Annotated in this window: 24 protein-coding genes; 3 read left to right on the top strand and 21 right to left on the bottom strand. The window is 45.4% G+C overall.

Annotated elements, in window-relative coordinates:
- Positions 1 to 3 precede the first annotated feature (3 nt).
- Entirely contained in the window at positions 4 to 609 is a 606-nt protein-coding gene (locus C170_RS08110; RefSeq protein ID WP_017688636.1) for a TetR/AcrR family transcriptional regulator, read from the bottom strand.
- A gap of 282 nt (positions 610 to 891) precedes the next feature.
- On the opposite strand from C170_RS08110, the gene C170_RS08115 reads away from it, so the two are divergent.
- Complete coding sequence (locus C170_RS08115) at positions 892 to 2,331, top strand: DHA2 family efflux MFS transporter permease subunit (RefSeq protein ID WP_051447103.1); 1,440 nt, start codon at positions 892 to 894, stop codon at positions 2,329 to 2,331.
- Between the two features lie 98 nt (positions 2,332 to 2,429).
- Here C170_RS08115 and C170_RS08120 read toward each other — a convergent pair whose 3' ends face one another.
- From C170_RS08120 to C170_RS08130, 3 genes are all read right to left on the bottom strand, one after another.
- Positions 2,430 to 3,665, bottom strand: coding sequence for a cytochrome P450 (locus C170_RS08120; protein ID WP_036608214.1), 1,236 nt, complete (start codon positions 3,663 to 3,665; stop codon positions 2,430 to 2,432).
- 214 nt (positions 3,666 to 3,879) lie between these two features.
- Positions 3,880 to 4,167: a hypothetical protein gene (locus tag C170_RS08125; RefSeq protein ID WP_036608216.1), complete on the bottom strand. Its 288-nt coding sequence runs from the start codon at positions 4,165 to 4,167 to the stop codon at positions 3,880 to 3,882.
- Positions 4,164 to 5,306: an NAD(P)/FAD-dependent oxidoreductase gene (locus C170_RS08130; RefSeq protein ID WP_036608220.1), complete on the bottom strand. Its 1,143-nt coding sequence runs from the start codon at positions 5,304 to 5,306 to the stop codon at positions 4,164 to 4,166. Before C170_RS08130 ends, C170_RS08125 begins: the two co-directional genes overlap by 4 nt.
- Positions 5,307 to 5,601: 295 nt before the next feature.
- Here C170_RS08130 and C170_RS29995 point away from each other — a divergent pair, with 295 nt between their 5' ends.
- Complete coding sequence (locus C170_RS29995) at positions 5,602 to 6,417, top strand: AraC family transcriptional regulator (RefSeq protein ID WP_051447072.1); 816 nt, start codon at positions 5,602 to 5,604, stop codon at positions 6,415 to 6,417.
- Here the strand turns inward: C170_RS29995 and C170_RS08140 are convergent.
- From C170_RS08140 to C170_RS08180, 9 genes are all read right to left on the bottom strand, one after another.
- Positions 6,414 to 7,055 (bottom strand): HAD family hydrolase, encoded by a 642-nt coding sequence (locus C170_RS08140; RefSeq protein ID WP_036608223.1) that lies wholly within the window; start codon positions 7,053 to 7,055, stop codon positions 6,414 to 6,416. The two genes, C170_RS29995 and C170_RS08140, sit on opposite strands and share 4 nt — an antisense overlap.
- A 39-nt stretch (positions 7,056 to 7,094) precedes the next feature.
- On the bottom strand, positions 7,095 to 7,688 hold the full coding sequence (locus C170_RS08145; RefSeq protein ID WP_051447073.1) for a DUF1349 domain-containing protein: 594 nt from the start codon (positions 7,686 to 7,688) through the stop codon (positions 7,095 to 7,097).
- Positions 7,689 to 7,955: 267 nt separating this feature from the next.
- A complete protein-coding gene (locus tag C170_RS08150; protein WP_051447074.1) occupies positions 7,956 to 9,200 on the bottom strand; it encodes an MFS transporter in 1,245 nt (414 codons plus the stop codon).
- A 92-nt stretch (positions 9,201 to 9,292) separates the two neighbouring features.
- Complete coding sequence (locus tag C170_RS08155; protein ID WP_036608226.1) at positions 9,293 to 10,324, bottom strand: zinc-dependent alcohol dehydrogenase; 1,032 nt, start codon at positions 10,322 to 10,324, stop codon at positions 9,293 to 9,295.
- Between the two features lie 42 nt (positions 10,325 to 10,366).
- Positions 10,367 to 11,674: an aminotransferase class III-fold pyridoxal phosphate-dependent enzyme gene (locus C170_RS08160; RefSeq protein ID WP_036608229.1), complete on the bottom strand. Its 1,308-nt coding sequence runs from the start codon at positions 11,672 to 11,674 to the stop codon at positions 10,367 to 10,369.
- A 37-nt stretch (positions 11,675 to 11,711) separates the two neighbouring features.
- On the bottom strand, positions 11,712 to 12,866 hold the full coding sequence (locus tag C170_RS08165) for a glycosyltransferase family 2 protein (RefSeq protein WP_036608231.1): 1,155 nt from the start codon (positions 12,864 to 12,866) through the stop codon (positions 11,712 to 11,714).
- Positions 12,867 to 13,208: 342 nt separating this feature from the next.
- Positions 13,209 to 13,775, bottom strand: coding sequence for a TetR/AcrR family transcriptional regulator (locus C170_RS08170; RefSeq protein ID WP_036608234.1), 567 nt, complete (start codon positions 13,773 to 13,775; stop codon positions 13,209 to 13,211).
- A 158-nt stretch (positions 13,776 to 13,933) separates the two neighbouring features.
- The gene (abc-f, locus tag C170_RS08175; RefSeq protein WP_036608237.1) at positions 13,934 to 15,412 is read right to left on the bottom strand and encodes a ribosomal protection-like ABC-F family protein; all 1,479 of its coding nucleotides are present in this window, start codon (positions 15,410 to 15,412) and stop codon (positions 13,934 to 13,936) included.
- A 383-nt stretch (positions 15,413 to 15,795) separates the two neighbouring features.
- Positions 15,796 to 16,635 carry a MerR family transcriptional regulator gene (locus C170_RS08180; protein WP_036608241.1) on the bottom strand — a complete coding sequence of 280 codons (840 nt, stop codon included), beginning with the start codon at positions 16,633 to 16,635 and terminating at the stop codon, positions 15,796 to 15,798.
- Positions 16,636 to 16,774: 139 nt separating this feature from the next.
- Here C170_RS08180 and C170_RS08185 point away from each other — a divergent pair, with 139 nt between their 5' ends.
- Complete coding sequence (locus C170_RS08185; protein ID WP_036608244.1) at positions 16,775 to 18,280, top strand: MFS transporter; 1,506 nt, start codon at positions 16,775 to 16,777, stop codon at positions 18,278 to 18,280.
- A gap of 157 nt (positions 18,281 to 18,437) precedes the next feature.
- Here C170_RS08185 and C170_RS08190 read toward each other — a convergent pair whose 3' ends face one another.
- The 8 genes from C170_RS08190 to C170_RS08225 form a co-directional block, all read right to left on the bottom strand.
- Positions 18,438 to 18,821 (bottom strand): hypothetical protein, encoded by a 384-nt coding sequence (locus C170_RS08190; RefSeq protein WP_036608246.1) that lies wholly within the window; start codon positions 18,819 to 18,821, stop codon positions 18,438 to 18,440.
- 143 nt (positions 18,822 to 18,964) lie between these two features.
- Entirely contained in the window at positions 18,965 to 19,570 is a 606-nt protein-coding gene (locus tag C170_RS08195; RefSeq protein ID WP_036608249.1) for a pentapeptide repeat-containing protein, read from the bottom strand.
- 252 nt (positions 19,571 to 19,822) lie between these two features.
- Positions 19,823 to 20,431, bottom strand: coding sequence for a GNAT family N-acetyltransferase (locus tag C170_RS08200; protein WP_036608252.1), 609 nt, complete (start codon positions 20,429 to 20,431; stop codon positions 19,823 to 19,825).
- A gap of 32 nt (positions 20,432 to 20,463) precedes the next feature.
- Positions 20,464 to 20,826 carry an Asp23/Gls24 family envelope stress response protein gene (locus C170_RS08205; protein WP_036608255.1) on the bottom strand — a complete coding sequence of 121 codons (363 nt, stop codon included), beginning with the start codon at positions 20,824 to 20,826 and terminating at the stop codon, positions 20,464 to 20,466.
- A 166-nt stretch (positions 20,827 to 20,992) separates the two neighbouring features.
- Positions 20,993 to 21,469, bottom strand: a complete 477-nt coding sequence (locus C170_RS08210) for a hypothetical protein (protein ID WP_036608258.1) — start codon at positions 21,467 to 21,469, stop codon at positions 20,993 to 20,995.
- Positions 21,466 to 23,484, bottom strand: a complete 2,019-nt coding sequence (locus tag C170_RS08215; protein WP_036608262.1) for a S9 family peptidase — start codon at positions 23,482 to 23,484, stop codon at positions 21,466 to 21,468. The genes C170_RS08210 and C170_RS08215 overlap by 4 nt, the downstream gene beginning before the upstream one ends.
- 21 nt (positions 23,485 to 23,505) lie before the next feature.
- On the bottom strand, positions 23,506 to 24,435 hold the full coding sequence (locus C170_RS08220) for an ABC transporter permease (RefSeq protein ID WP_036608264.1): 930 nt from the start codon (positions 24,433 to 24,435) through the stop codon (positions 23,506 to 23,508).
- 16 nt (positions 24,436 to 24,451) lie between these two features.
- On the bottom strand, positions 24,452 to 25,369 hold the full coding sequence (locus tag C170_RS08225; RefSeq protein ID WP_017688654.1) for an ABC transporter permease: 918 nt from the start codon (positions 25,367 to 25,369) through the stop codon (positions 24,452 to 24,454).
- Between the last annotated feature and the right edge of the window lie 59 nt (positions 25,370 to 25,428).

Raw genomic sequence — 25,428 nt, forward strand, 5'->3', positions numbered from 1 at the left:
TGATTATATCAAGTCATTATAAGAGTACGAGCGAATCAACGAGAATTGTTTCGCCAGGAAATGAGGTGAATATGGCATATCATTACGCAACCAGGCAACGATGGTTCCAATCAGAGCCGAAGAACCGTACCATATTGCGATTTCTTTGTGAATGCCGGATTCTTCGAGTTCATCTTCCATCTCTACCCGATCAATTTTGGCTTTGACCAGCGTACTTAACAATTTGAGCAGTCGTTCGGTAAAAATCGGTGTGCGCTTTGTAGCAAGAACCACCTGATAGAACGAGGCGTTCTCTGCAAAATGCTCCAGTAACTTGACTAGAACAGGCCAAGCCTCTTCCGTTCTTTGCTTCTCAAAATGAGGGGCATATTCATCCACGATCCGTTCAATATTCTCAATCATCTCATCCGCCATCTTCTCCATCATATCCGTAATATCACGATAGTGCAGGTAGAAGGTTACCCGATTGATCGTCGCTCGTTCGGCAATTTTGTTCACTGACAACTTTTCAATATCCATTTCCTGCAGTAACTCAACAAATGCACTTCGAATTAACTGACGTGTTCGCAATATTCTTGGGTCCACGGCTGATTTCTTCTCGTCTTTCACGTGTATCCCTCCTATCAAATTTTAAACATTACAATTTTAAACAATCAGTCGTTTATTTTTGGTTTACACAACAAATTCATTTTATTTGTAAAATAAACGACGAAAACACGTCATAACGTAAATTGTAATCTGTCCGAATATGTATATAATTCAATAAATACAATGTAAACTATACAACACGTTGTAAATTTAGTCACGTGTGGATTGAAAGGATGAAAAGGATTGAGTCAGGCTAGAGTACCAGAAGAATTATCCGTAAAGAAAGGCCCCATCCTGTTTATCATGATTTTGGGAGCCTTCCTTGCAACGTTGAATCAAACGATCATGAGTGTTGCTACACCGGAACTGATGGGTGATTTTAACATCTCCGCCGCAACAGCACAATGGTTAACGACAGGTTACATGCTGGTGAACGGGGTGCTTATCCCGATCACGGCCTACTTCATGCAACGCTTTTCAACCAAGCAATTATTCCAAGCTTCCATGTTTATTTTCCTGATTGGTACCATCGTATCTGCTCTTGCAGATAACTTTGGCACATTGCTGACAGGACGTATGATTCAAGCAGCGGGTGCCGGCATTATCATGCCGCTCTTGATGCACGTTATTTTGACCTTGTTTGCTCCTGAAAAACGAGGATCTGCAATGGGTATGGTTGGTTTTGCCATCATTTTTGCCCCTGCAATCGGGCCTACCCTTGCCGGTTATATCCTCGAGAACTACTCTTGGCAAACGATGTTCTATGGCATGATTCCATTAACTCTTATTGTCATTGCTTTTGCGTTTGTATACCTGAAGAATGTATCCGAACGGGTCAACACAAAGTTCGACACAATCAGTGTGGTGCTCTCCACGATCGGATTTGGCGCATTGCTCTATGGTTTCAGCAGAGCAGGAAGTCTGGGATGGTCAAGTGCAGAAGTTCTTATCTGCATTGCGGCTGGAATCGTTTCGCTTGCCCTGTTTACATGGCGTCAGCTCGTGTCTGAAACTCCGCTGCTTGATCTGCGGGCATTCAAATACAACATGTTCTCCTTGACCACGGTCATTAGTATCGCGATTACAATGATCATGTATGCTGACATGATGTTGCTTCCCTTGTATCTCCAGAACGCACGTGGTTACACTGCACTGGAGTCCGGATTATTACTCCTTCCGGGTGCTCTTATCATGGGCTTCCTGATGCCAGTAGCCGGAAAATTGTTTGACCGATTTGGAGCGAAATGGCTCGCTGTTATCGGGATGGTGATCACCATCGTGACAACAATTGGTTTCATCGACTTAACGGATTCAACCAGTTATGGTTACCTGGTATTAATGTCTACCGGCCGCCGAATTGGTATGGCTCTGCTCATGATGCCGATTCAGACTGCGGGACTTAACCAACTGCCACCAAGACTTGGTGCACACGGTACAGCTATCTCCAACACCGTCAGACAAGTGGCTGGTGCTGTAGGTACTTCATTACTCGTAAGTGTCATGACCTCCCGTACAACAGCGCACGTACAGGATATGATGGCGACTGGTGCAGCCAATGGTCTCAGTCAAAAACAGCTTGCTACAGAATCCATGATCCAGGGTATCAATGATGCTTATGTTGTTATCATCGGTATCGCTGTTGTGGGATTGGTCCTTTCCTTCTTTATCAAACGCACCAAACAAGCCAAAGGGGAAGAAATCAAACAGGTGGTAAGACAAAAAGTTTCTATGAATTCAAATTAAGGTGTCCAGCCTCATACTTGCTTGCATAACAAAGCGGCAGATCAAGACGTTTACGTCTGATCTGCCGCTTTTTAGGTTGTGTCCCGTATGATTCCTTCTCACTCCGCAACGATCTTCACTGGCAGATGGGTCAACGACTGTCCCGGAGCTGAAGTGGCCAGATTATTCTCCAGATCAAAGGACTCCACCGGTTCAATCCGAGCAATCTTCTCCACAAATGCTGTCAAGGCAATGCTTAGTTCCATTCTTGCCAGCGGGGCCCCTAGACAAAAGTGTGGGCCATTACCAAAGGTAAGATGTCTTTTGTTATTACGACGATGAATATTCAGCTCAAAGGGGTCTTCAAACATCTGCTCATCCATATTGGCTGCACTCATCCAGGAGATGACAACATCTCCTTTTTTCAAATCCACTCCGAGCAGTTGATTATCCTGCTTTACTGTCCGATGCCGCTTGGCATTATGGAACCTATAACGAAGCATTTCTTCCACTGCGAGCGGAACCCATTCGGGGTTCTGCCTGAGTTGGCCATACAAGCTCGGGTCATCGTAGAGGAAGGAATAGAACGTATTTGAAACCATATGACTCGTTGTCTCTATACCGGCTCCAAGCAGAAGCATGGTCGTGCGAACAACCTCATCCTCCGTGAACTTCTCACCTTCAACATCAACATTTAACAGATCCGTAATGATATCCTCACCAGGATGAGTCCGTTTATGAACCACAATAGGATACAGGAATTGATAATACTCTTGCGCGGCAGTTTGTTTTTTCAGTTCACTCTCTTCAGTCGTCTTTGGATTGATGGGTTGAAACAAAATATCTACCCAGTTCTTGAAGCGATGGCTGTCTGTAAGAGGGATGCCGAGCAGATCGGCCATAACCATCGAAGGTAGTGGAGCGGCCAACGCTTGAACAATATCAATCGTCGTATTTGGCTCAATATCGGCTACCAGCTGCTCTGCAATGTTGCGAATTCGTGGCTCCCAGTTTTTCAGACTACGAGGTGTAAAAGCAGCCGATAACAACGAACGACTTTTTTGATGACGGGGAGGATCGATACTTGATATGTTTAATTTGTCTGGAGGTGTGCCTTCATTGTTCTTTGCTCCAACGGCAATCGTTGTCCGGGTTCCTTCGGCTGAAAAATACTCATGATTACTGAGGACCTGCTTCACATCATCGTATCTGAACACATTCCAGGTGTCTGTATCTTCGTGATAGTACACAGGATGCTCGGACAGCATTTTTCGAAACCAGTGAAGTGGGAAAAACTCTTCAGATCTCGACTGAAACCCCGTGATGTCCTCAACACGTATCACTTCTTTATACATTTGGAATCCACCTCTCAGCATAGTTTCGTGATTGGTTACATGGGTACCTGAATTGACAGTTCAGCACCTGATTCCATTTTATACCATACGTTCATTTATTGATATAAACCATTTGAACTAAATCAGAAAAACCCCTTAATATAAGGGGTTTTCGTTTTATACGTATCGTATATTATTTCTGTTGATGTCTCAAAGAGATAAGCCATAGAGCCGATCAATCGCCTAGTTTCGCTAATGCTTCCTGTAGTTGCTCCAGTTGTTCAGACAGGGTTTCAATCAAGTTCTTCGTTTGGCTTGCCTTCTCCATTAAGACTTGCTCTTCAGAATTGTCTTCGGATGCATTCCTGATTGGTGATGACTTCAATTCCGACAATTCGCTTTTGTATGTTTCTTGTTTCTCCAAAGCTATGCGCAGTTTTTCTTTTGTCGTACCGATCTGATGCTCCAGATATACGATATCGGACGAGTTCGCTCCATCGGATACACGTTGTGAATATGTCATGACTCACCTCTTTCAATTTCATCCATTGCTTTGCCAACAGTGTAGGGCTCAATATCGATATCCAGCTCCATGCCGAGAGCTAGTTTCGCCAGTTGACTCCCGATAAAAGGACCCATGGTCAATCCAGAGGCTCCAAGTCCATTCGCGGTAATCAGACCTTGCCAGCCTGGGACAGCCCCCATTACTGGCAGAAAGCCAGGTGTGAACGGACGGAACCCAACTCTTACCTCCTGGAATGTGCTATTGGCTAGCCCCGGCGCCAGTTCCAGACCTTTATTCAAAACTTCCTGCATGCCCCCTGCAGTGACTCTTTTATCATAACCCTCCACATCATTTTCATGAGTGGCACCAATCACGATCTTCTGTTGATCAAAGGCCAGCAGATATTGATCAGAAGGTGGCATGATCACAGGCCAGCGGCCTGTATCCTCCCCATCCGTGACATGTAGATGCATAATTTGTGCCTTTTGATAATGCACTTTAAAGTGTATGCCGAGTGGCTTCAGCAGTTCGTTGGCCCATGCACCTGCACAGACAACGACTTCATCTGCCAGGAAACTCTGATCATTAACACTCACACCAATGACCCGATCCGCTTCGAATTGAAGCGTGGCGTCTCCATGGATCACTTCCGCTCCATTTCGCTGTGCAGACCGGATCAATGCATCGCGCAGCGCTCTTCCATCTATACGTGCAGCACCACTGATATGTACCGATTGATAACGTTCATCCAGCAATGGAAAACGTTCACGGGTTTCTTTGTCGTCAAGAGGTGTAATGTCGCCAATCTCCGGCGCATCTGTTTTGCGAAGATGGGCCCGCTCTTCCATCTTATTGATTTTGTCCACATCCGTATGAATACTAAGCGCGCCCACTTGAGCATAACCCGTTTCCGTTTCTCCTTCGGCTTTAAGCTCCGCTATGATGCCCGGATAGAAGCGCGCACCAGCCTTGGCGAGCTGATACCAGTCCTGATTACGTCGCTGTGACAGCCATGGACAGATGATACCCGCAGCTGCATCCGTAGCCTGTCCTATATCTTTTCGATCTACGATGATGACCTCTGCGCCCCGCTTGGCTAATTGATAGGCTGTTGATGCCCCCAGAATACCCGATCCGACTACGATGACTTTCTTCATGTTTGCATCCCTTTCCTTAATCACTCATTCGTTATAGCGTATACCGTTTCGCATTCTGTTGGCAAGGCGGGCGTACTTTTAGATCCATAAATAGAGGCTAATCAGACTACAGTTCATACTCATTCATCCAATTAATAATCGTTGAAGCATTTATATGAAAACGTTTTATATATTGCCCGTCATTCAATTAAAATTATTCCATTTATGTAATATAATTCTTTCTAGGTTTCTTTTAACGCTGTAACCACGCCACTTACGCACATGATCCTTTAACGAAAAGAGGAATAACACGACGATGCCGAAACCTAGTATGGGGAATCCGCTGGATACCGATATGCCGCTCATGATTACAGGGCAAAACCAGTTGACCGTTGATGAATTGATGAATTGGAGCGACCATTCACGGGATTACAGCATTGTACAGTGCATCGGAGGAACAGGGCGAATCGCAGCAAAGAATCATGAATTTTCGATCAAAAAAGGGACCGCTCTCATTTTGTTCCCGGAGGTAACCTATCGTTACCACAATCTGAGTGATTCATTACGATTTGATTGTCTGTCTTTCAATGGCTATTTGTTGCCACGGTTCTTGCATACCTTGCAGATCGGGGAGCTGCGCGCCTTCAAGCCGGATGGAATGCTTCATATCCTGTTGCGTGAAATTACGTTGGCGCTGCAGTCCCGGCACAAGGATCAGATCTGGCACGTATCCGCATTACTGTACATGCTTTTGGTCAGATTAACCATTGAAGGTGAACGCTATAGTGCTTACGAACGTTCTGATGCCCGATTAAGATTGGATGAACTCATTACTTTTATCAAACAAAATTATCATCAGGATATTTCTCTCCCCTTGTTGGCTGAGCAGATGGACGTTACCGAGCAGCACCTCAATCGGATATTCAAAAAAGAATTTCAAATGACTCCATTGGAATATCTGATGCGATATCGGTTGTTGAAAGCCAAGGAAATGCTCATCGAAAATAACGCTACGACCGCTCATGAAATAGCCAAAGCCGTTGGTTTCAACAGTGCCAGTTACTTTGGATCAGTGTTCAAAAAATACGAAGGGATCTCCCCTATCGAGCTACGCAAGCAGTATCTGGATTAGAGCGCCTCCACATCAATCTCGGCCAGCGAGGATAACCGCAGTTCATGCATGGCGAATTCCAGACCACGCGTTACCTCGTTAGGTACGATGATACACCGAATACCTGCTGCATTGGCCGCCTTCAAGCCATTAGGTGAGTCTTCGAACACAATCGCTTCGGAAGCCTCGATCCCAAGACTCTGGAGAGCAAGAAGGTACAGTTCAGGGTCCGGTTTCACTCGCTTCACATCCTCGGATGTATGAACGACTGTGAAATAATCGAAAATGCCTAATTTCTGCAAGTAACCATGCACCCAGTCCCGTGTGGAGCTGGAAGCAACCGCAAGCTGAATCCCCTTTTCCCTCGCAGACCGAAGCAATTCATACACCCCTGGAAGAATGGCAGCCTGTCCCAAATAGACTTCGTATTTCTGTTCAGAGAGCAGTTTGATATGATCATGATCTATCTTTTTTTGGAGTGCCTGCTCTAGATATAGATATGGATGAAACTCCTCAAAGGATGTCCCCACATTTTTCGACCAAAGCTCCAGACCAAGTTCCACTCCGTGCTCTTCATAAATATCGCGAAATGCATAATACCAGGGTGTCTCTGTATCGACAATAAGTCCATCAAAATCAAATATAAATGCTTTTACCATGAACCTGTTCTCCCTCCAATGATCGGTCGGGGGAGCGGATTAGAAACGTGCGGTCAAGTCCGGATGAGTAACGTTCACGGATAAAAAATGACACGTACAGCCCGTTCCAGTCGGCGACTGAACAACTAATCCAGCTCGAAGTTCCCCTTGTATCGGCATGCCGAAATAACGAATTAGTTTCCACTCATCCCCATCGGGTGAATAAAAGAATGATATGCAGCCCTCTACTTTGCGTATACGCAGATAGGGATTAGGTACGGAGACTTCCACCGAATTACAATCATCGGATGAACCATCCCGTGTCACCACCGACACGATGGTAGGCGCTTTTCCATCATACTCAAAACAAATTTTGCACCAGTTACGATCATCCGCCATCACCATCAGGCAACCGGAATCATATTGATTTTTCATATCTACGGTTAATTGGGTTGTGATTTCGAAATCGCCAGGCACAGGCATGGACAAGAAAGGAGCAGTTGCACGAATGTGCTTCCCCGCAGGGTCCTGGAAAAAGTCGGTGTCCGCCTTCGCTTCCACCAGCACACCTCCCTGATCGGTATAGGACCAGGTTTCAGGCTCGTTCATCCAACTCCATTGCTTCCGTGCTTCTGTTGTCATTACGTTAGTCATTTTTAGCAGCCTCCCAAGTTAAAATATGTTCTAGAGGTAGTTCAAAAAGTCCGCTTTTGATTACGAAGGATGCCTAGTGGCATCATCAGCATCGAATATGGCATTCAGCCGAAATGTCCGTTGCTCACGTAGCTCTATCTACGCTCCGCTACTCCATTTCTAGCTTCATCCCATCTTCTCGGTACTGAAAACCGCTCTTTTTGAACATGCATTTACTAGTTTTTTTCTGTACTACATATTCGCTCCAGATACAGTAAACCCCTTTTTCTACATATTTTTGTAAGATTCCAGCACTTGGGAGTGCTTTTGCGGATCTGGCAGGAAGAACATAATGACCATGAGTACGACATATAGACCAAGAATGACACTGAACAATAGTGTTGGATTGTGATGGTAGAGCAGACCCGTCAGGTAACCGGATGGAATGGCTGTAAGCGTCATGACGGTCTGCACGGCCGAGAACATATCGGCTTTCTCATGCGTACCCAATCGGTTCATCAGCAGGGAATCCCGGTACGTCTGCAAAATGAAGTTACCCGCAGCAAGCACGATTAGCGTGAGAAACAACATCCCTATATTCCCCACAGGGATCAACAGAAACAGAATGGCTCCGGCCGTGCTTAGCACGATGGAAAAACCAACATACTTTTCTTCCGAACGCCGCTTCAGTCGCGGAATGATGACCAGATAGAGCAGCATGACGGTCACCGCGGTCACGACCGGAATAAAAGAAATGACACGGTCATCAAACTTCAACTGTTCCTTGAAGAAAATGACCTGGAAGAAATTCAGCTGCAAGATCAGATTGGACAACACCGTGATCAGAATAATCGGAAAAAGTCTTCGTTTGTAGAACGATTTGCCAAACAGGCGCAGACTGGAACCCAAGCTCTGAAGCACGCGTGTTTTACTATGCAATCCCATAAGTTCCTTGCCGACCTCGGTCTCATCCGTGTATCGGTTACGAATGAAAAACATGGCGGTCATGAGGATGCCTCCGACAAAGTAAATGCTGGCGAGTGTAGGCACAATACCATAATCAGCAATGACCACCCCGGCAATAGGCGTGAGTACACCTGCCCCTGTAATAATCATGTTGAGAATGGCGAATACCTTGGATCGTTTGTGTTCCTCCACATCCTCTATGATCAGACAGTTAAAGGCGACTGTTACAAACTTGGATGTTGCGTTCAGTAAGTAGGCGATCAGGAACAGCCAGAAGTTCTGGGAGAAGGCCCAGATGAACATGGGAACACTCCAGGCAAGCAGATCAAAGATCAGTGTTGTTCGTTTCCGGCCCAGCTTATTCGTAATGGAACCCGCAAACAATTGAAAGATAAAGGCAAAATAAAGATTCACCGAATTGATTAAACCGATTTCTATGTCCGAAAGTCCGGCTTCCTTCATATATAAAGGAGCGTAAAAGAGAACGATCGTGCCCGGAATGGCCCATACCGGTTCGAGTAAAATGGAGTAGCGTGGATTCTTCGGCAAATCTTGAAGCAATTTCAATCGATATCCCTTCCTTCTGCGGTTTTCACCGCTGCGAATTCAAACTTCTCGCAGCGGCAAACCCGCTAATGTCTACATGCTTATCGTACCTCTTATAGGATAAGAGCTGTTTTGACCGAATTCATCGGCAACTTCTCTCCAGTATGCATGTCATAACCAATCGTTCCATTAAAGGCCTGTTCATAATCACTCAGCAGTTCCTTGGCTGTCACCATCTGTTCCAGTTCCGGGATGCTTTGGGCAAATTTCAGTGCCGTACTGATCATCGAGTGATTAGCCACTGCGCCAATGATACTAATGCCATCATTAATCACGGCTGTTGATTTGAACGTCACCTCATAGCTGTCGTCATATCCCATAGGAATAATTTTTCCGCCTTTGGCAATCAGCTCAAACCCTACATGAAGCTGGTTACCAACCGCGTCCACTACAATATCAAACTTTTTGTTATTATTGATCTCGTATACTTTATCCAGAGTCAGATCCTGAGGATAGAACACATGATCCGCGATCCCTGAAGCAAACTCTTTACGGTATGGATCAACTTCCGTGCCTACAGTAAGCCTTGCCAATCGTTTGCTAACAAGCTGACACAGGGAACCGATTGCTCCAGAACCGAGGACCAGTACAGAGTCACTTGGCTTAGTCCCTGCTTTCATGAACGTCTGAAGTACACATCCCAGTGGTTCGATCATCATGGCCGTTTCCCAACTCATGGAATCCGGAATGGCATAGATATACTTTTCGTCCCCAACAAAATATTCAGCAAAGGTTCCGTGTGTCGTCATGCCTACTTGATAGTCATCAAAATTCTCGCAGTAGATGAACAGACCCTCACGGCAGTATGAGCAGGTACCGCAAGATTGCGTGGGATCAACCAATACCCGATCACCGATCTTGAAACCACGAACGTCGTCGCCCACCTCAACCACTGTGCCTACACCTTCATGACCAATGATCGTTCCTTTATTTGCTGGCACTTTGCCTTTGACAATATTCAGATCTGTACCGCAGATGCCGGAACCATAGATTTTAATTTTCACCTGGTTTGGCTTTTGAATGGTTGGCTCCTCAATCTCCTGGTAAGTCACCTGTTTGAGATCCTGATATACGAGTGCTTTCATTGAATAATTCCTCCTAGTCGATTGTCGATTATGATCTATGGATTAAGCTTCAAACGTTTTCGAAAGTTGCATCGCATGAAGATGTTCCTGCTTCTGAATCTCTTTCCAGTCTGACAGGATCTGTAACAGCGCTTCCTCGACCCACAGCAATTCTTCCCGTGTATGGGCATCCGAGAAAATAAAGTAACCTTTGGTGAAAATGCCGAAGTGAGCCATTCTCTTCACCATGAACTCGCGGAAAGGGTCTGTCTGGAAGTTATCTTCAGCCAAGGATTGAATGCAGAAGCTTGCATACGTCCCCTTCACTTCCAATTGATCCGTCAATCCGAGTAACACAAGTTCAGATTCCAGCCGATCCATGATCCGGGTTGCCGGATCACGCCAAGTCGGCCATACTTTCGCATTTTTCATTAATCGTTCACAGGCAATGGCTGCCGCGAGCGCTGTCGTTTCGCTGGAATGGGCATTACTGAATCTGACCTGTCCCGACAAAGACATCAAGTGCTCAGGCCCCATAACCGCTGCGAGCGGTAAACCGTTCGCCATACCTTTAGAGATACAGAGCAGATCAGGCCAGATGTCATATTCTCCTGCTGTAGCCTGCTTGCCCATTCGAATACCGGAAGTTACCTCATCGAATATGATAATGATGTCCAGAGACCGACATAGGTTTACGGCTTGCTCCAGCGCGTCCTTTTTCCACTCGTTGGGGCACAGAACAATACATGCGATATCCTCGGGAGATGAGGTAATCTGAGCCTCAATTCGCTCCGTAGTAGGTTTGTTGATCCAGATCGTTGAACGCTCGATATCCACCGGGATGCCACGTTCTTTCGTCTGACCACCATAATAACCGTAGGCAGACCAGTCGTGCCACCCATGATAAGCTGTTGCAATAACCTTGCTTTTGCCACTAGCGGCACGGGCCAGACGCACGGCCCCACTCACCGCATCAGCACCACTCTTGGTGAAGCGCAGCGATGGATAACGACCCTCGAACCGCTCCAGAATCAACTCGGCACATTCAAGCTCGATGTCGGCAGGTAAAGAAAAGCTTGTCCCTTTTTTCAACTGGTGAATGACGGTTAATTGGACTTCATGTCTGGCATGGCCCCATGGCGCCGTACCCATGGCCATTTCGCAATCCAGCCATTCATTCCCGTCGATATCTGTAAATCGGGAATTATAAGCCTCTGCACAACATACGGGTGTATGGCCCGGAAATAAACGTTCAGGTGCTTTGGCTAAAGTGCTGCATCCGCTCGGAATTACCTTTTCGACTTGTTCCAACCACTCCAGATTACGGGTAAATCGTACGGCACGATCGAGCGTGCTCTCTTTTTCTTTCACCTTAAGTACCTCCCTGTTTATTTTCGTTGTGAGTGAATTACCGAACTTTGGTTCCAGGCCAGCATCCATCGTATATGCGATCCATCGTGATCACATTGCCATACAGATCAATGATCAGATCCTTGGCTCGATGAGCATGTCTCATCTCAATCCAGTAGCGGTTCTCCAGCAAACGGGCGAAATTGTCCACCAAAAACAGTAACCGGTTCTCACTATGAATCAGTTCCTTGCCCAGTACCTGTGGCAGCCAGATGGCCCCATTGGAATTAAAGCGGTTTGAATAGTCCCGTACTTCGGCTACATTTGCAAATTCGGCTTCCTCCAGCTTGGTCCAGAATGTATCGGCATCACTTCGAACCTCGGCAAGGTCAATCCCGACAATCGGCAGATGCTGGTATTCCTCTTGGCTTTCCAGCTGTGCTTTCAGATGACTGAAAACGAATGGCCATACATCAGCCTCGATTTGACCGCCCCACTTTTTCCAGAAGCGTGCCAGATTGTTCTTCCGATTGAAGTTGCGGTGAATACCGCTGCTGCGTTCCCAGTGATACGCTTGAATATTTGGGTTGATGACCGTATCGTATCCGGCAGCTCGTGCCCGCATCTGATAATCAAAGTCCTCGTATCCGTTAAAGAACTTCTCATCGAGGTTGCCGATGGTCTCATACACCTCCCGCTTCATGCCAAACATGGCGAAAACCACCAGTTGAACAGAGAAGGTTTCTTTCGGGATATCATCAGGAGATGCGTTCAGGAACAGGTGTCGGCCGATGGTGTCCGCAAAAGCAATGCCGCAATGCTGCACGCCTCCTGTTTGCGGATACAACAGAACGCCCCCAATCATGCCAATCGTAATATCGCTATCCAGTGTCTCTTTCATCATCGGTTGCCAGTTCGGTTGAAGAATGGTGTCAGAATCCAGGAAGAAAATGTACTCTCCCTTGGCTAGACTCAGTGCGCTATTAATCGACACGGCGCAACCGAGTGGAAAATCATGCTGAAGAATCTCGATGGCCACACCCTCTCTTACTTCTTGCTTCAGTTTATCCAGATGTTGAAAGACTGCTGAGCCGGAACCATCGTTGATGAAAATAATCTGAGTGGATGGGCTTACCGTCCGGAGCAGCGAATCTGTGAACAGGTTCAAAATGTTATAGTCCTGGTTGACTGGCACAATAATGGTGTAAAGCATGGAATCCCTCCTGATTTGGGTTGATGGAATGAGTACATAAGCTGATTCGAACTGCACAATTGCTGGTGTTTCTGTCCGGCCCCCTCACTTGAATATTTTGTCTTTATTTGGTAATGATTTGAATCTACTAGAAATTTATATCATTTTTTGTAAACTGAAAATCTTAAATTCTGAACTCTGTTAATATTTGAATATGTGAGAAAATCATGTCTTTGCAGCTTGCGCACTGAGAAACGCTGTTGTGAACGCAAAAAAACACCCTCAGAGAGTCTTTGTATCTAACGATACAGTTGATTCTTTGAGGGTGTTTTCGTTATTGTTTTTCGTTGGATAGGCCCTAACCTAACGCTGCTTAAATCCATGATAAAACGTATCCACCACAAGTGCAGGGGCTGCTTTTCTCGCGATATGACCACTTACAACCTGCTGCCACGTCAGGAACATGATGGAATACAGCACATCCACAATCCAGGTTTTATCAAGATCGGAGCGGAAATAACCTTTCTGTTGTAACAGACCGACCGCATGTAGTACAGGTTCTCTCAGTTTCAGATCTGCTCCCTCAATCTCGGGATTATAGTTAATGGTGGTGTCATGAGCCAGAAAATAAATTTTGTCGCCTAATGGAATCAGCGCCTCGATCAGCTCAGGTATGTACTTTTCACAATGCTCCTCATCCAGTTGGATTTCTTTCATGGTCTCACTGACCACCTCGATTGCGCGTAATCCGAGATATACCATAAGCTGTTCGCGGCTTTCCACGTATCGATGTAACGTAGCGATCCCGATTTTTGCAGATTCTGCAATCTCATTCATGGAAGCATTCGGTTTTTCAATCAGCAATTTGGTGGCCTCGTCCAAAATGGAATGAAGCCTGGTTTGTTTGATTGTTGTCATTTCCTTTTTCATTGGTATTACACCTCTTGGCGAATTAGTCTACAATTGATCTAGTCATCCATCAAATGATTGAATGAGATTATAAAATTATAGCATACTTCCTCACGAGTAATACTAAAAGCCGCCATTTGGCGGCTCTTAACAAGGTCATCTTCTATCTCATACGTTACTTACAGTTCGATGATTCTCGTTGCAATATTTGTACAAAATTCACGATCATGCTCTACAAAAAGCAGGGTTGGCGAGTATTCCAAGAGTAAGTCTTCGATCTGCATACGTGAAATGACATCTACAAAGTTGAGTGGTTCATCCCAAATATGCAGATGAGCTTTCTCACTAAGACTTTTGGCAATGAGCACTTTCTTTATTTGACCTGCGCTAAACGTTGAGATATCTTTCTCCAATTGCAGTCTGGAAAAATCCAACTTTCGAAGTATCGATTTAAACAGGCTTTCATCAATCCCCTGTGTGGCCGCATACTCAGATAAATGCCCTCCGAGATCGGACGTGTCCTGCGACACATACGAGATTTTAAGCTGATGATCCTTTCGGGAAAGACCTGTATAAGGGATATCTTCACCACAGATCAGTTTAAGAATGCTTGATTTGCCAGATCCATTTTTACCGTACAGGGCAAAACGATCCCCTTTTTCAACCGTGATACTGACATTCTTACACACCGTATTGGAGCCGTATGATATCGACACATGTTCCAATTCAACAAGTTCCTGCTTGTGAAAATCCAGCTGATGAATCTGTAAACGTTCTGCACTCTCGATGTTTTTGAGAAGTTTGGATTTCTCTTGAATCGCAGATTGCTGCCTTTGTTCGATATTTTTGGAACGTTTCATCATTTTGGCAGCCTTGTGCCCAATATATCCTTTATCCACCTTGGAACCGGAATTTCTCGTACCATTTTTGGTTTTTTCAACTTCATGCGACCATCCACCGGTCCGTTTGGCTGAATCGGATAAACGCTTGATATCCTTTATTAATTTCTCATTACTCGCAAGTTCAAACTGATCTTGCCTTCTTTTATTTTCCCACCAAGCGGAGAAATTGCCTTTCTGAATCTCGATGTTACTCTTATTGATGGAAAGGATATGGTCCACGCTGTGATCCAGAAACGCCCGATCGTGAGATACCAAAATAAATCCACGCTTGCTGCCAAGATAATTACTGACGATTTGTCTTGCATGGAGATCAAGATGATTGGTAGGTTCATCTATGAGCAGAAACCGATTATCCTTCAGGAACAAAGCAGCCAGCATCACCTTTGTTTGTTCTCCGTTGGATAACGTATCAAAAGGCCGATACAACACATCTTCTGACACTTTCAACAGGTTAAACTCGCGCACAACTTGCCAGTGTAGATATTCAGGATGAATCTCGCCGATGACATCAACGGTCATGGCTCCCTTATTTTCTACCTGGAAAGGAAAGTATTCAAAGCTAACATTCGCAGAGATATGTCCGCTGTATTCATATTTGCCAAGCAACAGATTGAGGAAAGTCGTTTTGCCTCTGCCGTTCCTTCCGGTAAAACCCAATTTCCAATCGGAGTCCAACTGAAAACTAACATTTTCAAATATATTATCGTAACTGCCTTCATAAGCAAAGGTCAGGTTGGTAACGTTGATTAAAGACATGCATATCATCCTTTTTATGTGAAATATAAAAGTAAACTGACGGGATTTCACCATAGAACATGGCATGGATTCCCTCACTTTAATATTTGAACATAATCAGAATTTAGATTCGCTTATACAATAAAGAAACCTGGCGATAAACCACTCAGCGCCAAGTAGATCTATGCATAGGAGGACAAAGTGTCGGATTCTGATTAGTTATATTGTGAACCATGCCACTGCTCATGTTCGTTGACAGGTCCACATAAACATCCACAACCTCTAATTCCGTCATGACTCCATACCCCCTTTGAAAACTCACAATTTATTACAGAAAACTTAACATGGAATACGACATGGGTCAAGGCAGTACAGCCTCGATCTCATCTTCCATCCCCGTACCGTTAAACCATTGTGTTTTCTGGCTTACACACCTCTACGTAAATTTTGATGATGTACTCATCGGGATTACTTTCTGCAAAATAAGTGAGCAGGTCCAGTGCATACACATGTCCACAGACTTGCAGTCCCTCTTTTTCTATCTCCTCTTTCATGAGGGAATACGTCTCTGGCATGCTTTCGTATGAACCTCGATGATTCATGACGGCATACATCCCTTTTGGCTTAATCCATATCGTTTCCCCTGAAATGGGAGCTTTTATTTTGTTACCAAAGTAATCCGGATAGTATTCTCCTGCCTCATAGTGCTCCTGAGTTAAGATCGTCCATACCGGAAACTCATAGTCGATCATCTGTTCATCACAATGGGTCCTGTATTCAATGAATTTACGGAAGAATTCCTTATCCCCATCCCCTTGCTCCAGTTGAACAGTAATAAAATACTCCAGCTCACATTGTTCGATATGCAGCCCTTCAGGAGAAGCATCCGTGGCTTGTTTCGTCATTTCTATTGCACCACTTAGCAGCTTTTGCATACGTTTGATTCGTTGCTGCTCCAACTCAAGTGCCTTTAATTTCTGTTCAAACAGCTCAATTAACAATGGTGTATTCTGATTTTGAATAAACGACTTAATCTCTTGGAGTGAGCTTCCTGCCTTCTTCAGCACATGTATGACATCCAGCACATACGTTTGTTGCATACCATAATAGCGGTAGCCCTTGGCATTGGTATATTCAGGCTTTAACAGCCCAATCTCGTCATAATGAAACAAGGTATGTTTGGTCACTCCGCAGATCTTGGCAAATTCACTGGTGGTAAAATGTTGTGCGTGATGTCCAGCCATCTATGGGCCCTCCATGTACATATGTAGTCTAAGTTTTATCAATATAAATGCATTATAGTGTGTAAAGAAAAGTTTGACTATAGGGTTACCCGATAGTTTAGTCTTGAATTGTAAGTTATTCATATCGTCGGAGGGAAACATGTCTAAATTCAAACGTTGGATGATTCTTGTTATTGTCTCAAGTGCACTATTACTCATTGTGATGGATATGACCATCCTGTACACAGCCCTACCCAGCTTGACCCATGATCTCGGTGCATCTGCTTCGGAGAAATTATGGATTCTGAACGGTTACTCCCTTGTCATGGCGGGTCTTCTTCCTGCAATGGGAACACTCGGGGACCGTCTTGGTCATAAAAAAATATTCACCCTGGGCTTGCTCGTCTTTTCTGCTGCTTCTCTTGCTGCTGCCTTTTCTCCAGTACCGGCTATGCTGGTCATGAGCAGAATTCTTCTAGCCGTAGGTGCCTCCATGATGATGCCAGCGACATTGTCGATTATCAGAGTTACGTTTACGAATGAGCGAGAACTCGCACTGGCAATCGGCATCTGGGGTTCCATTGCATCAGGTGGTGCTGGATTGGGACCGATTGTTGGTGGACTGCTACTTCAACATTTCTGGTGGGGCTCTGTGTTTCTGATTAACCTGCCCATAGCCATTATCGCGTTTGTATTCGCCTTGAAAATGATCCCTAAACATCAAGGGGATACCTCGAAAAAGTGGGACTTCACCAGTTCCATTCAGATCATGATTGCCATGGTCGGAATTATCTATTCTATTAAGGAATTCACAAGACGCGAAGGATCTCTCACACTCGCTATCATTGCTGCTGTGATCGGTGTTCTGTCCCTGATCATCTTTATTCGCCGTCAGAATAACAGTCCCAATCCACTGCTGGATCTGTCCTTATTCAAAATCCCAAGATTCAGCACCGGCTTTATTACCGCACTGGTTGGCTTGTTTGCACAAATGGGTGTGCAATATATGGTCACTCAGCGGCTTCAGCTGGTGGAAGGCATGTCACCGCTTCAGGCTGGACTATTCACCGTATCCATACCTGTTGCAGCACTCATTGCCGGACCTGTTACGGGGGCCATTATGCACCGTGTGGATGTTGTATATATCAAAAGCTTCACTCTCTTCATCGCTGCCCTTGGCATGGGGACGTATCTGATGTATTTCAATGCTGGGTTCACCGGGCAGATTATCGGCTTGGCACTGCTTGGTGCAGGTCTTGGATCAGGGATGACCGCTGCATCACATTCCATTATGAGTTATGCCCCACCACACAAAGCGGGCATGGCCGCTTCCATTGAGGAAGTGGGTTATGAGCTGGGCGGAGCATCCGGTATTGCGATCATCGGCAGCATGTCGACTCTTTTCTACACACTCGCTATGAAGATTCCTGTGGGAATTAGTGTGCCAGCCAATGCGAAAGACAGTTTGGATGAAGCGCTTATCGCTGCCGAAAGCTTGCCTGCTGCGTCTGCTGAATCGCTCAAAAATGCCGCCTTTGCTGCATTTGACCAATCCTTCTTTGTTGTCATTGCAGGTGTGACCGTATTTCTGTTCATTGCTGCTCTGATTATGAGTTGGCTTGCTGTGCGGTTGAAACGAGCCCCAAAGCACAGCGTTAAAACGTAATGAAATTCATTTCATGAAACAAAGCGAGGTATATACGAAATATGTCAAAAGAAGAGGATTAACTCAATTAAATTCACATCAAAAACCACTACCTGATTTGTTTCAGGTAATGGTTTTTGATATGCCTGATAACCGAAGCTTACCACCATGCGGCACCTCACGGAAGGTAGGCATCCTCTACCTCAACTTTTCGTTCATTCCCCATCGCAATGTATCTTACGTTAATGACATTTCCTTTCTGAAAATGGGGAATATGTGTGATTGGAATATAAGTCTCTACAATTGTTGGGAAGGTGCGGCCGTCAACTTGGGTTACAGTCAGATCCAATCGCACGCCAGGCCTTCCATCCCTACTGGATGATGTCTGCACAATATCATGAATTATTGCTTCTGTTGGAATTCCGTCCATCAGAATGCTCTTGCGAAGGTGATGTTTCTCTTTATTGTTACGTAGCAGTTTAAATGCCATAATCGTAGTGATTGTGCCTGTTATAAGCCCAAAGACAATAATAGCGACAATAATAATTAATGTGACGGTCATGATAACCTCCTTTTAGTTGAAACTTATGTTAACTACTTCTTGTTTAGATCTCTTTTTCCTGCCTATTCTCTTTGAATCGGAAAACCTCAAAGTCAAAAAAGCCGCCTTAAGGGCGGCTTCATGCTGTGTATGTTCAACTCAACTTAGTCTACTTTCGCACCATACGAGCGTACAAACAGAACAGCTTGTTCGCGATCCAAACGTACGCCTTTGATATCCAGTGATTTCAGATCGATGCCTTCCAGATTAGCCCCTCTAAGATCGGCCCCTTGAAGCTTGGCTCTGCTTAATACAACTCGGGTAAGATCACAGTCTCTCAAATCCGCTTTGGTGAAATCCGTGTCCGTAAAGTCAGCCTCAAAGAAACGAATTCCTCGCAGATCCTGTTTCCCCAAACGTGTATGTCTCAGATTGGTATAGGACCAATCGCCGTGACTTAGGGTAATGCCATCCATTTGCGCACCTGAAAAGTCTGAGCCTGTCATCTTGCAGGAGCTGAATTTGGAAGCAAAGAGATTTGCACCACCGAAGGTGCAATTTTCAAAAGCCGATTCCGTATGAATCGAACCATTCATGGAAGCCCCTTTGAAGTCACACTCGATAAAACGACAGTTACTCGTTTCAATTTCTTCCATAGAAGCGTTCATAAATGTACACTGCTTGAAAACACAACTTATGAGTTCTCCATAGCGCAGATCACGTCCCTCAAAGTGTACTGCTTCATATTCCTGATCCTTATATTGATACACTGGTTACACCCCACATTGTATATTTCTCCGTCTTTCTTCATTAAAAGAACTTTTTATACTATACCACACCCCTGTCAAGCACCTGCTTAAACACCCACAAAAGTCAAGTTACTTTTTTTATGAGAAAAATCTGAAAACTAAAAAAGGAACGCATAAAGCGCCCCTCCAGCTCACACTTTTAACTGTTCCAATGTGGGCTTATATATGTGAAACTCTCCAGTTAGCTACTTGTTCTATTCCTATCAGAAAACATTACACCAGTTTTTTGGACATCCTGTACAGGGATAACGAAGGTTTATTGATTTCCCCTACTCTCTGGTATCCCAAACGCTCGTAGAGTTTAATTGCTAGTAGGTTTTCCTTTTTAACCGTAAGTGAAGATTTGGACAGACCTTGTGTTATAGCTTGCTCCTCAGCAAAATGAATGAGCTGTGTCCCTACACCAAGACCTCTGCTTTCAGGCAAGGTAGCCAATGTTCCGATGTGGTACTCGTCGTTCTCCGCTTCTTTTAATGTCACCATGGAGTAGAACTCTTTCCAGTGTTGGAGATTATACTTAATCAGGCTCCATTTACGAAGTTCAAACAGTTTGGAGAACGTTGGCAAAGCAAGTTTGTTCCTTATAGTGGTCGGATAACACATGATCATGCCCAGCGTTTGGTTACCCATTTTAGCTTCATAAGCATATTGGTGACTGAATCGGTTCTGATTCGAACGCCATAACTTGTTAAATGTTTTTTCTATAATGCCTTTGTCCTTGGTACCTGCAAGCGAATAGGCCATATATTCAAGTGCCATCTGATTTAGTTGCCCGCCGACTAATGATTGTGGACTGGCTTTTGTTATGGAAATCTTATTCATCGCTGTCACTCCTCTAGGTAGCTGAAATTGGACTAAAACCTCGTAGCAGGTTGGTTGAATGATAACCCCTCAACGATCACATTCACCGTATCAATGGTTAATCCGGTCAGCTGTTCCACATGTAATCTCACATTGTTTTGCAATTCCCTGCAGACTTCATGCACTTTTGTTCCATAACAAACGACAACCTTTACGTTTATCTCCAGTCTTGATTCTACCTTGCGGATAGCTATGCCATTTTGCAGACTTTTCCCGCTCCACTTTTTGGTGATGCCTTCTACAAGTCCTGTCGACATGGAGGAAATCTCACTGGTGGTATTTGCGATCTTGCCGACAATTTTGGAGATCACATCATCCGATATTTGAATTTTTCCCAAAACATTTTGAATGGACATCCCATGTCCTCCTTTTTATACCTGCATTTTTTGATAGATTATAATATCATTTAATATAAATATAAATCATGTAAAGTCCAATTTCAACTTTTGAATTCAGCCGTCCTCATTTCTACCTGTACATAGCAAAAAAACCGCGATCATCGCGGTTTCTTCTTGGTCCATATTAAGGGAACTTCAATTGAATACGGACAGGAATGCGGGAGGATATCCCACTCTCTTTGCTACCTTCTTCTGCTGCCTCTGTTTCTTCTGCTTGCACGATCCACTGCCTGCCAATTAACGATTGTAGCAGTTCAATCTCTTGTGCGGTCAAACGAATATTCTTCAGAGACAACTCATCTTGAACGTAATCCCGATCCACCTTACGGTCAAACCGGAAATCGAGCAATCGTTTCAACCCGTTAATATGCAAAAACTTGAACTCATAACCTTGACGTATCGCCTTTTCCCAATCGTCTCCGATATCATCTGCTGTCTGTAGTCTTTCATCAAAATCCATCGCGGATTCCTTAACCAGAGGCAACAAACGGGAATAGTCTCGACGTTGTAAACATTCAATAATCACTTCTTTTGATTCTCCACTTGTCAGTACATTTTCTACAAGAAGCCCTACAGGAATGGACAGCTGAGTCCGACTCATTGCTCGCCCTCCTCATTCCCGAGGTACTGATTGAACCAGGCATTCACCTGTTCGAAGCTATCGATCCGAAGTGAAGGTTTACCGCTTTTCAGCAAACTGTGGTTGGAACCTGGATAACGAATCAGTTTGGTCTTTTTGCCATATCGTTTTAGCGTAGTATATAATTCCTCCGCTTGCGCAATCGGTGTCCGATAGTCCTGCTCTCCGTGCATGATCAGAAGTGGCGTCTCAATGTGATGTGCATGGGCAAGAGGTGAACGGGACCACAGGAATTCAGCGTTTTCCGCCGGATTACCACCAATGACTCCCTCGACATAGGAAATTCCGATATCACTCGTTCCATACATGGACAACCAGTTGGAGATGCATCGCTGGGTTACAGCCGCCTTGAAACGGTGGGTATGCGCTACAATCCAGTTGGTCATCACTCCGCCATAACTGCCACCCGCTACACCCAGACGTGATGCATCAAGGAAATCGTACGTAGCCAGGGCATAATCAACAGCTTCCATCAGATCCCGGTAATCCCCTCCGGCAAAGTCACCACGGCAAGCTCTGGCAAACTCCTGACCGTATCCCATACTTCCGCGAGGATTGATCCACAGCACAGCGTAACCTTGCGCAACGAGTGTCTGCATCTCATGACTATATGTTCCCGTATACATCGCGTGGGGTCCACCATGAATCTGCAAAATCAGTGGCAGTTTTCCATCGGTGTCGCGTATTGCCGGTGTAGCTAACCAACCTTGAAGCGGCCATCCATCGGAGGACGTAAACTCTACACGGACTGGCACATTTACAGCCAATTCAGCCATGAATTCATCATTACGCCGGGTGAGTCTGAACATTTCACCACTGTCGATATCCACGCGATATAACTCTCCAGGGCGTTCATCCGTTAACGCAGCGATAATCAGCGAGGTACCATCTGGCGTTAAGGTATACTGATACACATCCTTTTCACCAGCGCCCGTAACGGATTGACACGCCCCATCTTCTTGAATACGGTACACGTCCACATTCCCGTTATGTGTTCCGAGTACATATACACCACGTTCTGGATGATGGGCATCCGAGATAGGAGAAGGTGACGCACCTGCCGACTTCATATCTCCAAGCGCCGCGTTACCAATCTGCATATCTAATTGAGGTGCGATTGGCCTGGGTATACCTCGATGAACGGGAACAGCGTATAAGCTGTTGTGGCTCCCGCTTCCATACTCACGATCACTGGCGATCAGAATCAGCTGATGCCCGTCGGACGAATAGGAGAATTGGCTTATCGCCAGACTGGAATCCGTCACTTTGAACAGATCACTTTCTCCCAATCGAATGCTGTATACATCGGTAAAGTAAAGCAGATCCGCATCAAGTTCCTCGTCCTCTACTTGTTTCGAAATGAAAGAAAGCTGCTGGCTATCTGGCGACCACGCCGGAGCACTGATATTCCATAGCCCGGAAGTCACCTGCGTGATCTCCCCGCTTTTGATCTCATATACAAACAACTGGCTGTATTGACCATCCCACCAGCCAGCCCCTTCCGCCTTCGGCGTTGTACGCTCGAAGACTTTACCTCGCAGTGCAGGTACAGACTCCTGTTGGACGTCTGCTTTCTTCTGTTGGTCCTCCGGTTGTACTTTGCTGGTAAACGCAATGTACTTCCCGTTCGGTGACCAGATATAACTTGAAATTTTACGTGCGGGAGATATCAGCATGACAGGCTCTTTTTGATCTGAATGGAGCGTCCATAGTCCTTTGCCACCATCCACTGAGCGAATGAATGTAAGCTGTGTGCCATCCGGCGACCAAGCAGGTGAGGAATCTTTTGTTCCATCCGAAAGTGCAATATCTTCATCACCATCGAGGGAAATCCCTCGAATTTGCGTGTTATATTCGTTTTTATCCTGATCTATGGTCTGTTCCACATAAGCCACTTGTCCGTTCAGACTGATTACTGGCTGACTGATCCAACGATAATGACGCAGATCCTCCGGCATAATTGGTCTTTGGTTCATATTGATGGCTCCCTTCTCCGTTTATTTATGGGTTGTCTCTGTACGTGGATCAAGCACATCACGCAGCCAATCTCCAAGGAAAATAACACCGAGTACGGTAAATGTAATGGCTAGTCCCGGGAATGTAGCGACCCACCAGCTTGTAGCAACGTATTGTCTGCCATCACTGAGCATCCCTCCCCAGGATACATCGGGTGGTTTGATACCCAGACCCAGGAAGCTGAGTGAAGCTTCCATAATAATTGTCGTGCCGACATTCATACCGCAGATGACGATAAAGGATGACAGGATATTCGGTAGAATGTGTTTCAGAATCAATCTTCCATTCCTCGCGCCAATTGATCTGGCCGCATGAACAAAATCACGCTCTTTGATACTAAGAACCTCACTTCTTACCACACGGGTGAATGGAACCCAGTTCGTCACCCCGATGACAAAGATCAACGTTGTAATACCCGGGCCAACAATCGCCATCACAACAAGCATGAACAGAATGGTTGGAATCGCCATGAATGCATCACCTACACGCATGATGACAGCATCCAGCCATTTCCCGTAGAATCCGGATACCAGCCCCAGAATCGCGCCAATAATTCCTGACACAATTACGGCACCCATCCCCACGATTAAGGAAACTCGGGCACCATATACAATTCGACTCCACATGTCTCTGCCGAGATTATCGGTACCCAGCCAGTATTCGGCCGTTCCGCCCTCAAGCCATGCTGGTGGTTTAAGTCGGCCCAGCGGATTCACCGCTGCCGGATCATGACTCGTCAATAGAGGTGCACCTATGGCAATTAACACAACCAACAATACAAGCACAGCACCAAACATTCCGGTCTTGCTGATAATCAGTTGTTGCCAGATATAACGAAATCCCGTTGGTGCACGCCCATTGTCTTTTTCCTGTTCTGTACCCGGAATTGGCATTTCATTGCTGCCTGTCATATGATTGCACCTCCTTCTAGTCGTATTTGATGCGCGGATCGAGCAGCCTGTAAGCTACATCCGTCAAGATGTTGATTACCACAACGATAAAGGCAATGACAAACACCGCTGCCTGTACAATCGCCATATCATGTGTGTTGACTGCAACGACCAGCAACTGACCCAGTCCAGGCCAGGAGAATACTGTTTCCGTAATCAAAGTCCCCCCGATCAGACTTGTAAACTGCAAACTCATAATCGTTACGACAGGAATTAATCCGTTCCGAAACGCATGTTTCACAATGACAACCATTCGGCCAAGCCCCTTGCTGCGAGCTGTTCGAATATAGTCCTGGTTGAGAATCTCCAGCATGCTGGAACGAATCAGTCGGGTCATCTGCGCAGCCAGTCCAACGCCAAGTGTAAATGCCGGCAAGATCAGATGTGACAATCCTCCGCGACCGGATACCGGCAATACGCCCAGCATGACGGAGAACAAGAGGATAAGCATAATCCCCATCCAGAAGTTTGGCATCGCCTTACCAATGACGGATATTCCTGAAATAATGAGATCGGTAAACGTATTGCGTTTGACAGCTGAAATGACTCCAAGTGGCACAGCCATAAGTACAGCAAAAAACATGGCGGCTACAGCCAGTTCAAAGCTGGCAGGCAATCTCTCCAGCACAAGCTCTAGTGCAGGCTGATTGTAGCGAAAAGACTGACCAAAGTCTCCCTGTATCGCACTGCCCAGAAACTTCACGTATTGCGTATATAAAGGCTGGTCCAAACCAAGTGCCTGCGTCAAGACAGCACGATCTTCAGCGGTAGCCGTTTCAGGCAACATTAACGCAACCGGATCACCGGTGACTCGAACCAAAATGAACACAATTAATGAAACAATGAACAGCACCGGAATGATCTGCAGTAGTGACTTAAGTACGTATTTGCCCATTCCTTGTTCACCTCCCTTTTAAAAAAGAACGGCAGGAACATGGTTATCCAGTCCCTGCC

Origin of the sequence: Paenibacillus sp. FSL H7-689 (assembly GCF_000517905.1) — a bacterium.
GTDB lineage: Bacteria > Bacillota > Bacilli > Paenibacillales > Paenibacillaceae > Paenibacillus > Paenibacillus amylolyticus.